This window comes from Kribbella sp. NPDC031520 (assembly GCF_055580825.1).
This window is the reverse complement of the sequence record NZ_JBVIKS010000009.1, coordinates 30,373-42,570: the sequence shown is the minus strand read 5'-3', so window position 1 is coordinate 42,570 and position 12,198 is coordinate 30,373. Positions and strand designations below refer to the sequence as shown.

14 protein-coding genes are annotated in these 12,198 nt (G+C 68.6%); 7 read left to right on the top strand and 7 right to left on the bottom strand.

Annotation, left to right across the window (positions count from 1 at the left end; translation table 11 throughout):
* Nucleotides 1-131: 131 nt before the first annotated feature.
* From ACZ5BU_RS35600 to ACZ5BU_RS35585, 4 genes are read left to right on the top strand one after another with little or no spacing between them, the layout of a single operon-like run.
* Nucleotides 132-347 (top strand): hypothetical protein, encoded by a 216-nt coding sequence (locus tag ACZ5BU_RS35600; RefSeq protein WP_465705255.1) that lies wholly within the window; start codon nt 132-134, stop codon nt 345-347.
* A 13-nt stretch (nt 348-360) separates the two neighbouring features.
* Nucleotides 361-1,128, top strand: a complete 768-nt coding sequence (locus ACZ5BU_RS35595) for an alpha/beta fold hydrolase (RefSeq protein WP_465705253.1) — start codon at nt 361-363, stop codon at nt 1,126-1,128.
* Nucleotides 1,129-1,161: 33 nt separating this feature from the next.
* Nucleotides 1,162-2,121: a GNAT family N-acetyltransferase gene (locus ACZ5BU_RS35590; protein WP_465705251.1), complete on the top strand. Its 960-nt coding sequence runs from the start codon at nt 1,162-1,164 to the stop codon at nt 2,119-2,121.
* Between the two features lie 45 nt (nt 2,122-2,166).
* The gene (locus ACZ5BU_RS35585) at nt 2,167-2,919 is read left to right on the top strand and encodes a carbohydrate deacetylase (RefSeq protein ID WP_465705249.1); all 753 of its coding nucleotides are present in this window, start codon (nt 2,167-2,169) and stop codon (nt 2,917-2,919) included.
* A gap of 17 nt (nt 2,920-2,936) precedes the next feature.
* On the opposite strand, the gene ACZ5BU_RS35580 is transcribed toward ACZ5BU_RS35585, so the two are convergent.
* The gene (locus ACZ5BU_RS35580) at nt 2,937-3,248 is read right to left on the bottom strand and encodes a thioesterase family protein (protein WP_465705247.1); all 312 of its coding nucleotides are present in this window, start codon (nt 3,246-3,248) and stop codon (nt 2,937-2,939) included.
* On the opposite strand from ACZ5BU_RS35580, the gene ACZ5BU_RS35575 reads away from it, so the two are divergent.
* Nucleotides 3,157-3,549 carry an Lrp/AsnC family transcriptional regulator gene (locus ACZ5BU_RS35575; RefSeq protein WP_465705245.1) on the top strand — a complete coding sequence of 131 codons (393 nt, stop codon included), beginning with the start codon at nt 3,157-3,159 and terminating at the stop codon, nt 3,547-3,549. The genes ACZ5BU_RS35580 and ACZ5BU_RS35575 overlap by 92 nt on opposite strands.
* 3 nt (nt 3,550-3,552) lie before the next feature.
* On the opposite strand, the gene ACZ5BU_RS35570 is transcribed toward ACZ5BU_RS35575, so the two are convergent.
* On the bottom strand, nt 3,553-4,290 hold the full coding sequence (locus tag ACZ5BU_RS35570; RefSeq protein WP_465705243.1) for a helix-turn-helix transcriptional regulator: 738 nt from the start codon (nt 4,288-4,290) through the stop codon (nt 3,553-3,555).
* An 86-nt stretch (nt 4,291-4,376) separates the two neighbouring features.
* On the opposite strand from ACZ5BU_RS35570, the gene ACZ5BU_RS35565 reads away from it, so the two are divergent.
* Together ACZ5BU_RS35565 and ACZ5BU_RS35560 are read left to right on the top strand one after the other, a co-directional pair.
* Entirely contained in the window at nt 4,377-5,138 is a 762-nt protein-coding gene (locus ACZ5BU_RS35565) for a phytanoyl-CoA dioxygenase family protein (RefSeq protein ID WP_465705241.1), read from the top strand.
* 363 nt (nt 5,139-5,501) lie between these two features.
* A complete protein-coding gene (locus ACZ5BU_RS35560) occupies nt 5,502-6,026 on the top strand; it encodes a hypothetical protein (RefSeq protein WP_465705239.1) in 525 nt (174 codons plus the stop codon).
* A gap of 28 nt (nt 6,027-6,054) precedes the next feature.
* On the opposite strand, the gene ACZ5BU_RS35555 is transcribed toward ACZ5BU_RS35560, so the two are convergent.
* The 5 genes from ACZ5BU_RS35555 to mce form a co-directional block, all read right to left on the bottom strand.
* Nucleotides 6,055-7,386: an AI-2E family transporter gene (locus ACZ5BU_RS35555; RefSeq protein WP_465705237.1), complete on the bottom strand. Its 1,332-nt coding sequence runs from the start codon at nt 7,384-7,386 to the stop codon at nt 6,055-6,057.
* The gene (locus ACZ5BU_RS35550) at nt 7,383-9,182 is read right to left on the bottom strand and encodes a cell envelope integrity protein TolA (protein ID WP_465705235.1); all 1,800 of its coding nucleotides are present in this window, start codon (nt 9,180-9,182) and stop codon (nt 7,383-7,385) included. Before ACZ5BU_RS35550 ends, ACZ5BU_RS35555 begins: the two co-directional genes overlap by 4 nt.
* A gap of 80 nt (nt 9,183-9,262) precedes the next feature.
* Nucleotides 9,263-10,594 (bottom strand): crotonyl-CoA carboxylase/reductase, encoded by a 1,332-nt coding sequence (gene ccrA, locus ACZ5BU_RS35545; protein WP_465705233.1) that lies wholly within the window; start codon nt 10,592-10,594, stop codon nt 9,263-9,265.
* Nucleotides 10,595-10,729: 135 nt separating this feature from the next.
* Complete coding sequence (locus tag ACZ5BU_RS35540) at nt 10,730-11,629, bottom strand: anti-sigma factor RsbA family regulatory protein (protein ID WP_465705231.1); 900 nt, start codon at nt 11,627-11,629, stop codon at nt 10,730-10,732.
* Between the two features lie 71 nt (nt 11,630-11,700).
* Nucleotides 11,701-12,129 carry a methylmalonyl-CoA epimerase gene (mce, locus tag ACZ5BU_RS35535; protein ID WP_465705229.1) on the bottom strand — a complete coding sequence of 143 codons (429 nt, stop codon included), beginning with the start codon at nt 12,127-12,129 and terminating at the stop codon, nt 11,701-11,703.
* Between the last annotated feature and the right edge of the window lie 69 nt (nt 12,130-12,198).

Genomic DNA, 12,198 nt, shown 5'->3' with positions numbered 1-12,198 from the left:
GGGGAGGGAGGTTGGGGGGGGGGGCGAGGACAGAAGGTAATTGGGGGGGGGCGATGCCAAAAAAACCCCTCCCCCCCACCCCCCCCCCCCCCCCCCCCCCCCCGCTGCTCGGTGGTACCCAATCCCGCGAGGTGAAGGCGGACGGCGAGTGGAACGTCCGGCGGGTCTCCGGGTCCGCGTCGGCGAAGTCGTACCGCTGCCCGGGTTGCGACCAGCAGATCCCACCGGCCACCCCGCACGTCGTGGTGTGGCCGGACAACCCCAGCCTGCTCGGTGCGCTGGGCGGTGCGCAGTCCCTCGACGAGCGGCGCCACTGGCACACTGCGTGCTGGCAGCGCAGTCGGTGAAAGGTTGTCGCGCATGAAGCTTCCGGTCACGTCGTACGGCGAGGCGGGTACGCCGGTCGTGGTGATGCACGGGCTGTTCGGCTCGGGGCGGAACTGGATGACCGCGGCCCGGCGGCTCGCCGACCGGCACCGGGTGTTCGCGTTCGACCTGCGCAACCACGGCGCCTCGCCGCACGTGGACACGATGAGCTACCCGGAGATGGCCGACGACGTCCGGGAGACGATCGAGTCGCTCGGAGTCGGGCCGGTCGCGCTGGTCGGGCACTCGATGGGCGGCAAGACCGCGATGCTCACCGCGCTGCAGCACCCGTCGGTGGTGGAGCGGCTCGTCGTCGTGGACGCGGCGCCGGTCGCGTACCCACCGGCCTTCGTCGAGTACGCCCGCGCGATGCGGAACGCGGACCTGTCGTCGGTGACCCGGCGCGCGGAGGTCGACGCGCAACTGGTGGACGCCGTACCGACGCCCGGCACGCGGGCCTTCCTGTTGCAGAACCTGATCCTCGACGCGGACGGCGCGCGCTGGCGCCCGAACCTGCCGGTGATCGAGGGCGCGCTGCCCTCCATTTCAGGCTGGCCGGCCGAGGCGGCGGGGCTGGTGTACGACGGCCCGACGCTGTTCATCTACGGCGGCAAGTCCGACTACGTCCAGCAGGACCACCGCGCGACGATCGCGTCGTACTTCCCTCACGTCGTTTATGCCGAGGTCGCCGAAGCAGGCCATTGGGTCCACGCCGAGCGCCTCGACGACTTCCTTGCGGCACTGACTCCGTTCCTCCGGTAAACGTTGGTGGGCGGCTTCCGGGTCGAAGGGCCGATGATCCGTTCGTTCGAGGTCGGTGACGGGCCGGCGATCGCCGCGGCTTGGACCGCCGCGGCGCCGGCCGATCCGATTTCCTACCGGCGGTTCCGGGACCTGTTCCTGCTCGATCGGAACTTCGACGCGGCCGGTCTCCAGGTGGCGGTGATCAACGATCAGGTCGTCGGTGCCGCGTACGCCGTCCGGCGGCTGATCGCGGCCGACGCCGACGACCTCGAACCGGCGACCGGCTGGATCCCGTTCTTCTTCGTACATCCCGACCATCGCGGGCAAGGTCTCGGCCGCGCATTGTTGACGGCGGCAACCGACTGGTTGCGGTCGCACGGGCGGACCGAGGTCTTCTTCTCGTCGTACACGCCCAACTACTTCCTCCCCGGCCTGGACGCGGCCCGCTACCCGTCAGCCGCTCGTCTGCTCGCCGCACTCGGCTTCAAGCGTGAGTACGACGCCGTCGCGATGGACCGAGGGCTCGTCGGGTACGCCGTACCGGACGAGATCCGCAAGCGGATCGACGCGCTGACGGCCGGGGGCTACAGCTTTGGCACACCGTCCGGCGACGAGCTGACCGCGCTGATCGCGATCGCCGGCACGGAGTTCAACCCGGACTGGGCCCGCGCGATCCGCGAGGGCGTCGTCGCCGGTCTGCCACTGGATCGGATCGTGGTGGCGCGCAACCCGGACCGGGAGATCCTCGGCTGGGCGATGCACGGGACCTATGAAGGCGTGATCGACCGCTTCGGTCCGTTCGGCGTACTGCCGGCATCCCGCGGTACCGGGCTCGGCAAGGTGCTGCTGCACCTGACGCTGGAGCGGATGGTTGCCGTCGGCGCCCACAGTGCCTGGTTCCTGTGGACCGGGGAGAAGTCCGCCGCCGGGCAGCTCTACCTGAAGACCGGTTTCGAGATCACCCGCACGTTCACCATCCTCCGGGCGTCCGTAAAACTGCCCGGCCGGTAGAACGTACGGTGGAGCTCGGTCCGGTCGCGGAGATGGGAGAGGCGTATGAGTGAGGTTCGGTTGGTGGTCCAGGGGGACGACTTCGGGATGTGTCATGCCGTCAACGTCGGGACGGTGGAGGCGTTCCGCCGGGGGATCGTGACGCAGGTGTCGACGATGGCGGCGTGCCCGTGGTTCACCGAGGCGGCGGCGCTGGCGCGGGAGTTCGCGATTCCGCTGGGCGTACATCAGACGTTGACGTGTGAGTGGGACTTCCTGCGATGGCGGCCGTTGACCGACGGCGCCTCGCTGGTGGGTCCGGACGGTACCTTCCTCCGGACGGTGGAGGAGGCAAGCGCTGCGATTACGCATGACGACGCGGTGCGGGAGTTGTTCGCGCAGGTCGCGAAGTTCGGTGCGGAAGGGCTGACAGTCGGGTATCTCGACTTACATATGGGTGCTTCGGTGCCCTCGGCGTACGACGAGGTGTCGGCGGCGATCGGGAAGCCCTTCATCTACGGACCTTCGGAGGCGCAGCGGTTCGCGTCGATCGAGACGCTGAGCGACCGCGCCGACAAGAAGTCCTGGCTCCTCGCGCATCTGGAAAAGCTGACGCCCGGCGTACACCTGCTGGTGACCCACTGCGCCGCGGCTCATCCCGAACTCGGCGCCCTCCACCGCCCCGGCTCCGAGACGTACCGCTGGGCCGAGGAGTACCGCCTCTCGGACCAGGCCATCGTCCTCGACCCGGAGATCCGCCGAACCATCGAGTCCCTCGACATCGAACTCACCACCGTCGCCAAGGCATTCGCCGACTGACGACCGGCGGGGCAGGGTTATGTGGGGCGGACGGTGAGGACTTGGGCGAGGGTGCCGATCGGGCCGGTCGCGTCGTGGAGGACGCTGCTCGTGAGGCCGATGCCGGTAGGCCCGAAGGTGACGGTGGTGTCGAAGCCGAGCCAGTCGCCGCGGGGCTTGTCGAAGAGGTGCGCGGTCAGGTCGACGTTCGGAAACGCCACCTCCTTCGGGTCCGCCCGTACGGTCATCCCGTTCGCGATGTCGAACAGACCGGCGGCGCGGGCCAGCGGGCTGACGTCCTCGTCGTCGACCAGGCGTACCGGCGTACGGACCCAGAACGCCGGCGTCATCACCGGCTACACCGCCGTACTCGACCCGGCCGCGATGGGTCGCGGCTTCGAGGTGATCATCCACGCGGACCTGGTCGCGAAGGACCTGGCCACCGTCGAGGCGTTCGAGGACCGGCTCGCCGCGATGCCCGAAGTGATCGAACTGCGCCGGATGTTCGGCATCCCCGACTACCTGATCCGCGTCCGCGTCGAGAACCCGGACGCCTTCGAACGCTGGCTGATGACAAGAATGCTCGGCGACCCCGCCATCGCCCGGGTCGACTCCCGCATCACCATGAAACTCGTCAAGTCCGAACGATGACGGTCAGGGGCGAGGTTCCGTAGTGCGGAGCGCGCCAGGTGAGGAGCCGGTGGTGGATTTGATGTGGCGGGAGAGGTGGCTGACGGAGTGGTAGCCGGTCAGCTCGGCGATGGCTTGGAGGGGGAGCGTCGAGTTGCGGAGGTGCGCGAGCGCGTGGCGGAGACGTACGGCCTGTAGCGCGGCTTGCGGGCTCGTACGGCGGACGCGGGCGAACGCGGCGCGCAGACCGGACGGGGAGATGCCGAGGTCGACGGCGATGTCGGCGATGCGGGGGCGTTCGGCGAAGCGTTCCTCGAACAGTTGCTCTGCCTGGGTGACCAGTTGCTCGGCGGGGGTCGGCGGAGGAGTGGCGGCACGGCGGAGGCGGAGGTCGAGTTCGGTGAGGAGGATCGCGCGGAGCTCGTCGCTCTCGGTCTCGCGGACCAATGCGTCGAACACCCGGCGCAGCGTGTGGTCGGTGTCGTCGTAGCAGCGGCGCGGCCACGGATGGTTGCTCGGGGCATCTACCTGGAGGAAGCGGTTCGTGTAGCCGGTGCGGCTGTGTTCTGCGTGCCAGGTGTTCGGCGGGGTGAGGAGAACCGTGCCGGGCGTAGCGTCGTACGTCTCGTCGCCGACCGGGCAGGTGATGCGGCCGTGGACGTAGTACACGAGTTCCCAGGACGTGTGGGCGTGCAGTGGATAGTCCTTGCCCGGGGCGGCGGTATGGATGCCGGCGCCGAGGAGCCGTGGCGATTTGTGCATAAGCCTTGTCGCCTTCTGCATTGTTTCTCGGGTACGTCGACTTGATGCTTGCATCGATCCGTGCATCTTGTGAAGGAGCACCTGCGATGGACATGCAGACCGCGTTGCGCGATCTCGGCGTCACCAACGACGTACTGACAACGGCCGAGAAGGAGCAGCTGGACCGCGACGGCTTCCTGCCGCTGGAGGGGATCCTGTCCGCGGAGGAGCTGTCCGCAATCAACAAGCGGCTGGCCGAGCTGACCGCGGCGGAAGGGGATCGGGCGGGCCTCGAAGTACACCAGGAGAAGGGCGCGGACCTGCTGGCGGATCTCGTGAACAAGGACCCGCTCTTCGAGGTCTGCTTCAGCCACCCGCGCGTACTGGCCGCGATGCATCACGTGCTGGGCGAGTTCCGCCTGTCCTCGCTCAACAGCCGCGCGGCTCTACCCGGCCAAGGCCACCAGTCCTTGCACGCCGACTTCGGCCACCCAGTCGAGCCAGGCGCGTACGAGGTCTGCAACTCGATCTGGCTCCTCGACGACTTCACCCCCGAGAACGGCGCCACCCGAGTAGTCCCCGGCTCCCACCGCCGAGGCACCCTCCCCGCCGACGAAATGCCCGACCCCGCCGCGACCCACCCCGACCAGATCCAACTAACAGGCACCGCCGGCACGGTAGTCATCTTCAACAGCCACCTCTGGCATGGCGGCACCAAGAACACCACCACGAACCCCCGCCGAGCCCTCCACGCCTACTTCACCCACCGCCACCTCCCCCAACAACTGGACCAGCAGGCCTACATCCGCCTGAACACCTACAACCGCCTAACCCCCGCCCAACACTTCATCCTCGACGTCACTGCCTGACCGTCTATCCAATTTGCCTTGAAACTGTCTAGCTTCCTAGACTAAAATGCATGGTCAGCGAACAGCCGACACGCAAGGTCGTGAAGGCGTTCAAGGACGCCGGCCGGCGGCGAGTCAGAACGGAAGGGTCACACAGCTTGTACGAATGCTCTTGCGGCGGGCACAGGTTCGCCCTGCCGGACGGGCATCGGATGATCTCGCCAGGTGTGGTGCGAAAAGCCACCAAGGTACTCGCCGACTGTGAGGGGACAGGCAATGAAGACGTATGAGGTCACCGTCAGTCGTGAGGGTCGTTGGTGGATGGTCGCAGTGCCTGAGATTGATGGGTTGACTCAGGCGCGAAGGTTGGACGAGGTCGAACAGATGGCTCGTGAGTACATCGCGGTGTCGACGGATGTGCCCATGTCGAAGGTTGCGGTGGATGTGTCCGGTATCGAGGCCGGTGGCCAGGATCTACTCGAGGCGAAGACGCTTGTCGACGGACTGCGCCGACGTGCGAAGGACCTAGAGGCCCTGGTCGCCGAGCTCACCCGTGAGGTCGCATCGGCGTTGACCGACGTGGATATTCCGGTCCGGGACGTGAGCAGTGTGCTCGGGGTTTCGCATCAACGCGTCTCGCAGCTCGTACAGGCCGCAGCGGGAGGAGCCCCGGAGTCAGCGACGAAGGCCGCGCGGCAGGAGTTCGCGCACGATCTCGTGATCAGACTCGACGGCGGCCGATCCCTGCGCGTCATCGAGATCGAGGCGGGGAAGAGCAGCCGTTCCAAGAAACCTGCAGCAAGTCGCTCCGAGGCGCAGAACACCGAACGTCCGGCTCGACGGACCTCCACCACCCGCCTACGCCGGCCCGTCGCCGGACACGCATCTCCCCGGAGGCAGAGCGTGTAGGCGGGTCGACGGCTGCGGTGCCGGAGCTCTAGGACGCGTCGGCTTTGCGGACCCAGACTTCTCGGATGATGAGGAGGATGGCGGCGGCTGAGGGGATGGCTAGGAGGGCGCCTACTACGCCTAGGAGGGCGCCGCCGAGGAGGGCGGCGATGACTGTGACGGCGCCGGGGATGTCGACGGCTCGGCGCATGATGCGGGGAGCTACCACGTAGTTCTCGACCTGCTGGTAGATGATGCCGTAGATCAGGCAGGCGAGGCCGGTCCAGAGGCCGCCGGTGAAGCCGATCAGGGAGACCACGACGACGCCGATGAAACCGCCGACCATCGGGATGAAGTCGCAGAACATCACCACGATCGCCAGCGCCACGGCGTACTGCCGCAGGCCGATGATCTCCAGGAAGATGAACATCGTCACGCCCGCGCACAGCGCCACCATGAACTGACCACTGACGTAACCGCCGACCCGGCCGAGGACCTCGTCGCCGAGGATCGAGACGCGCCGGCGCCGGGTGTTGGGGACCAGGCTGTACGCCGCCCGCTTGATCGACGGGAGCGACGCCAGGAAGTACAGCGTGAGCACCAGGATCGTGAACGCGTTGAACAGCGCGTTCGCGACCACCTTGCCGACACCGAGGATGCCGCCGAACGCGCGCTGGGCGAGCGCCGGGTCCTGGATGTACTCCTGGGCCTTCTGGATGAAGTGGTACTTGTCGTTCAGCTGCTGGAGTGTCTTCGACTTCTCCAGCAGGTCGAGGTAGCCCGGCGCGTTCTTGACCAGGCTGTTGATCTGGTCGCTGACCACCGGGACGATCGCGAAGCCGACGCCGACGACCGCGAGGATCATCAGCAGGAACACCACGCCGACCGACAGGCCGCGCTTCAGGCCGCGGCGCATGAACCACTCGACCAGCGGGTTCAGGCCGACGGCGATGAAGATCGAGACCAGCAGCAGGATCAGTACCGAACGGGCCTGGCCGGCCGCGTTCCACAGGCCCCAGGCGACGAGTACGCCGAGCGCCGCGAAGAAGCCGAACGAGAACGGGTGGCCGCGGCGCATCGGCGGGCCGGGCTGGCCCATGCCCTCGGACGGGTGCCGTTCCTCGATCAGCAGCTCGTCGGCGATGTCGAGATCCGCATCGGCCTTGTCAGCCGACGCGTCCGCCTTGTCGGCCGACGCGTCCGCCTTCATCGCTGACGCTTCCGCCTCGTCGGCCGATCCGTCCGCTTCCTCGGCGGCTCGTTCGCTCTTGCCGGCGGCGGCTTCGGCCTTGGCGGCTGCGGACCTCGCTTCGCGGGTAGCTTCCGCGAGGTCCGTGTCGTCGGTGGTCGCTGTGGAGGTGTCGTCGCCGGGTGGCGTCACATCTTGTCCTTCGGGGATCGTGCGCCCGCGCCGGCCGCATCGGTCTTGTCGTCCGCGGACGACTTACCCCCGGAGGACTTCGCCGAGGCGGACGGCCGCGTGTTCACCCGAGTGTCCTCCGCCCCGAGGTCACCCAGCCGGAACTCGTCCACCATCGTCGAGTCCTTCGGCTCGTCACCGTCGCCGGCCGACGCGGTGCTGGTCGAGGCGGTGCCGGCCGAGGCGGTGCCGGTCGACTTGGTGCCGGTCGCCGGGCCGCCGGCGGTTTTGCTGGTCTTGTCCGCGAGGTCGCCGGCCTCCTTCGGGTCGACCCGCAGCCCGGTGTCGATCCGCGTCTCGTCCACCCGCGCGTCACCCGCATCGGCCCCGACGAACGGGCTCGCTCCGGTGAACGGCCCGCCGTCGTCGTACGACGAGATCGGCCCCGGCGTGGCACCCGGGAACGGGTTGTCCTCCGCCGTTGCCTCCGGGTACGAACCGGTGCCCGCGGAGGAGTCGTCCCCACCGAGCGGGCTGGAGGAAGCCTCCGGCACAGACGAGCTGCCGCTTGACGACCCCGCACCGAACGAGCTGGAGGAAGCGGACGGGCTGGTAGAGGACGTGTCGGCGCCGAACGGCTTGTCGGCCGAGAAGGAGTCCTCCGGCGCGAACGGGCTGCCGGCGCCGGTCCCCGGAGCGCCGGAGGCGGTGGGTCGCGGGGTTTCGGCGGGGCGGGAGAACGGGTTGACGTACGGCGCGGCAGCGGTCTCGGAGTCGAGTTCGGCGGCTTGCCGGGCGATGTTGCTGGCGATCTCGTTCAGGCCGGCGATCTGGGTGAGGATGCCGTCGCGGCGCTTCGCCAGGCGCTCCGTCTCGCGGGCTACGACGGTGCGCGAGCGCTCGGCCTCGTCGGCGGCGTTCGCCAGCTCGGCCTCCGAACGCGTCCGTGCCGTCGTCAGCAGCTGCTCCGCCTCGCGGCGGGCGCGCGCGAGCGTGCGCTCCGCCGACTCCTCGGCCTCGGCGCGGATCTTCCGTGCCTGCTCGGTCGCCTCGGCCACCCGGCGCTCGGACGCCTCGGCGGCCTCCTTCATCTGGGTGGTCAGGCTGTCGGTGTCGGCCGCGATCTGCTGGTGCTTGTCCGCGAGCTCCTTCGCCTGCTGTTCGCGCTCGTCTGCCAGCCGCGCGCGGAGCGCCGCCGACTCGCGCTGGATCGCCGTACGGATCTTCTCCGCCTCGTGCAGCGCGCCGTTCTTCAGCGTGCTCGCCTGCGACTCGGCCGTCAGCTGCAGCGTCTCGGCCTTCCGGCGGGCCGCCTCGAGTACCTCGGCCGCCTCGGTCTCCGCCGTACGGCGCAGTTCGGCCGCGTCGCCCTCGGCGGTCCGGCGCATGCTGTCGGCCTCGTTCAGCGCGACGGTACGGATGTCCTCGGCCTCGCGCTCGCCGGACGCCCGGGCCGCGGCGGCCTCCTTGGCGGCGTTCGCGCGCAGCTCGTCGGCCTCGCGCTTGGCCTCCTCGAGCGCCTCGGACGCCTGGTCCTGGGCGAGCCGGAGGATCTGCGCGGCCCGGTCGCCGAGCCCGGCGTACGACGGGTTCGCGCTGGCGTCGAGCTGGCGCCGGGTCTCCTCGAGCTGCTGCTGCAGCGGCGCGACGTTGCGTTGCAGCTCGTCGGCCCGGTTCCGCGCCTCGACGAGTTGCATCTCCAGCGCGCGGACATAGTCGTCCACCGCCTGCTTGTCGTACCCACGACGGCTGACCGGGAAGCCCCCGGCCGCGGTCGCCGTGCGGTCGAAGAACGGCAGGCTCGACTCGTCAGGCATTCCGGAGTTTCCCTTCTGGCGGCTCAGCGTGAATCCTTCACCTTAAGCCTGTCAGAACCCCACTCAAACGCCCAAACGTACTACTTGTCACGGAAGCGATTGATCGCGTCCAGATGCCGTGCACGGAGTTCCGGGTCGCGGACGCCGAGGCCCTCGGTCGGGGCCAGGGTCAGGACGCCGACCTTTCCCTGGTGCAGGTTGCGGTGTACGTCGTACGCCGCCTGGGCCGTCTCCTCCAGCGGGTAGACGCGGCTGACCGTCGGATGCACCATCCCGCGGGCAATCAGCCGGTTCGCCTCCCAGGCCTCGCGGTAGTTGGCGAAGTGAGAGCCGATGATCCGCTTCAGGTTCATCCACAGGTACCGGTTGTCGTACTCGTGCATGAACCCGGACGTCGACGCACAGGTGACGATCGTGCCGCCCTTGCGCGCGACGAACACCGAGGCGCCGAACGTCTCCCGACCCGGGTGCTCGAACACGATGTCCGGGTCGTCCCCGCCGGTCAGCTCGCGGATCCGCGCACCGAGCCGCTTCCACTCCTTCTGGTCCTGGGTGTGCTCGTCCTTCCAGAACTTGTACCCCTCCGCGGACCGGTCGATGATCAGCGAGGCGCCCATCGCCCGGCAGATCTCGGCCTTCTCCGGCGACGACACCACACACACCGGGATCGCGCCGCCGTTCAGCGCGAACTGCGTCGCGTACGAGCCGAGTCCGCCGGACGCGCCCCAGATCAGTACGACGTCGCCCTGCTTCATGTTGGCGCCGTTCGCCGACACCAGTTGCCGGTACGCCGTACTGTTCACCAGTCCCGGCGACGCCGCCTCCTCCCAGGTGAGGTGCGCGGGCTTCGGCATCAACTGGTTCGACTTCACCAGCGCGATCTCCGCCAGGCCGCCGAAGTTCGTCTCGAAACCCCAGATCCGCTGCTCGGAGTCGAGCATCGTGTCGTTGTGCCCGTCCGGCGACTCCAGTTCGACCGACAGGCAGTGCGCGACCACCTCGTCGCCGGGCTTCCAGGCGTTCACACCCGGCCCGGTCCGCAGTACGACGCCGGCCAGGTCGGAGCCGACCACGTGGTACGGCAGGTCGTGCCGGGCGGTCAGCGGTGACAGCTTCCCGTACCGCTTCAGGAACGCGAACGTCGACACCGGCTCGAAGATCGACGTCCAGACTGTGTTGTAGTTGATCGCGCTCGCCATCACCGCGACCAGCGCCTCGCCCGGCCCGAGCTCGGGAGTCGGTACGTCGTCCAGGTGCAGACTCTTCCGCGGATCCTTCTCCTTGGCGTCCAGTCCCTCGAACATCGTCGCCTCGTCGGCGTGCACGGTGATCCCGCGATAGTGGTCCGGTACGTCGAGCTCGCCGACGGCCGCGTTGTCGCCGGAGAGGATCGCTTCGAGGATCTGCTTCACGGAGGTACCTCCTGCAGCGGGGGTCTGGTGAGCGCCGAACTTACCGTTGAGTATGCGCCCCTGGCTGTGCCCTGTAACACAGCGGACGGCCGTTGAGACGACCGTCACTTTTCCAGTCCACCGTTGTCAGTGGTCTTATCTCAATCCGGTGTGCAGACGGACCTGGGTGAAGTCGTCACCCGATCTCAGCTGCACCAGGTCGCACAGCTGGTTGGCGAGCCAGACGCCCCGCCCGCCGAGCCCGTCGAGCGGCGGCAGGACCCGGCCGACGAGCAGGTTCTCGATCCGGCCGCGGTCGGTCACGTCGCAGATCAGCGCGCCTTTGGCGATCCAGACGGCGAGCGTCCCGCGCCCGCCGCCGAACCGGATGCTGTTCGTGCAGATCTCGTGCAACGCCAGCGACAGATCCTCGAGCCGATCCCGCGAGACGCCGTGCGAGGCCGCGTGACCGCCCAGCCACTGCCGCACCTGCCCGAGCTCGTCCGGCCCGAACTCCCACCGCTCGGCGCGGTCCGGTACGACGTCCAGCGCGGTCCGGAACACCTTCTCCGCAAGGGCATCCGCGCCGGCGTGCGTCGCGGTCGGGTCGATGCCGACGGACGCCTCGTACGCGCAGCACAACCGAAACGACCGGTCCCGCGCGAACGCGAGCTCGGTCAGCGCCTCGTGCAGCAGCACCTCGTCGTACGCCGCCGCGCTCCGGCCCGGGTACGCCGGTTCGCCGAGGCCGCGGACCGGTCCCGGGTGCTGGTCGAGGAGGTTCCGCCAGAACGGGATCAGCCGCGCAGGGTTGCCACCGGCAACGGTCATGTCGATGAACCGGACGGACTCCCGAGCCGTGCCGAGGGCGTCGCGCAGTACCGCGATCCGCTCCGGTGGAAGTACGGCCACGATGGTTTCCCCCGCCGCCAGACCCGCCTCGACGAACGCAGCCGCGCGCGGCACGAACGCCTCGTCCCCGGCATGGACGAAGGCATCGTGCTCGAACCCGGCCGGCGCACCGTGCAAGGAGTCGGTGGCGCTGTCCTTCAGCACCCGAACAGACTAGTCCGCCCGACCGACAAGCAGCAGTTCTTTAGCGTGCCGTCACCCGGTGTGCGCTCTGCTCATCTGTGGGTAGGCGATGGCTCCACGAGTTCGACCAGGACGCCGCCGGCCGACTTCGGGTGGATGAAGTTCACCCGGGAGCCGGCGGTGCCGCGCTTAGGTTCGTCGTAGAGCAGCCGTGCGCCACGTTCCCGCAGTACGGCGGACACCGCGTCCAGGTCGTGTACCCGGTATGCGAGCTGCTGGATGCCGGCGCCGCGCTGGTCGAGGAACTTCGCGATCGGTGACGCGTCGGACAACGGTGCCAGCAACTGGATCGAGGATCCGGAGTCGCCGACCGACAGCATCGCCTCCCGGACGCCCTGCTCCTCGTTGATCTCCTCGTGCGCCACGGTCATGCCGAACACGTCGGCGTAGTACCGCACGGCCTCGTCGAAGTCGGCCACCGCGATGCCGACGTGGTCGATCGCATCGAACAGCTGATCCATCCTTGAAGCTTTGCGCAGACCCGGCGTCCAGGACCATCGAAAGTGGCCGAGCTGACACGACCTGATGCG

What these genes read in the sequence shown, in the direction of transcription:
- ACZ5BU_RS35595 (WP_465705253.1), top strand. Translation starts at nt 361, where the DNA reads ATGAAGCTTCCGGTCACGTCGTACGGCGAGGCGGGTACGCCGGTCGTG.
- ACZ5BU_RS35590 (WP_465705251.1), top strand. Translation starts at nt 1,162, where the DNA reads ATGATCCGTTCGTTCGAGGTCGGTGACGGGCCGGCGATCGCCGCGGCT.
- ACZ5BU_RS35585 (WP_465705249.1), top strand. Translation starts at nt 2,167, where the DNA reads ATGAGTGAGGTTCGGTTGGTGGTCCAGGGGGACGACTTCGGGATGTGT.
- ACZ5BU_RS35575 (WP_465705245.1), top strand. Translation starts at nt 3,157, where the DNA reads ATGTCGAACAGACCGGCGGCGCGGGCCAGCGGGCTGACGTCCTCGTCG.
- ACZ5BU_RS35580 (WP_465705247.1), bottom strand. Translation starts at nt 3,248, where the DNA reads ATGACGCCGGCGTTCTGGGTCCGTACGCCGGTACGCCTGGTCGACGAC.
- ACZ5BU_RS35570 (WP_465705243.1), bottom strand. Translation starts at nt 4,290, where the DNA reads ATGCACAAATCGCCACGGCTCCTCGGCGCCGGCATCCATACCGCCGCC.
- ACZ5BU_RS35565 (WP_465705241.1), top strand. Translation starts at nt 4,377, where the DNA reads ATGGACATGCAGACCGCGTTGCGCGATCTCGGCGTCACCAACGACGTA.
- ACZ5BU_RS35560 (WP_465705239.1), top strand. Translation starts at nt 5,502, where the DNA reads ATGGCTCGTGAGTACATCGCGGTGTCGACGGATGTGCCCATGTCGAAG.
- ACZ5BU_RS35550 (WP_465705235.1), bottom strand. Translation starts at nt 9,182, where the DNA reads ATGCCTGACGAGTCGAGCCTGCCGTTCTTCGACCGCACGGCGACCGCG.
- mce (WP_465705229.1), bottom strand. Translation starts at nt 12,129, where the DNA reads ATGGATCAGCTGTTCGATGCGATCGACCACGTCGGCATCGCGGTGGCC.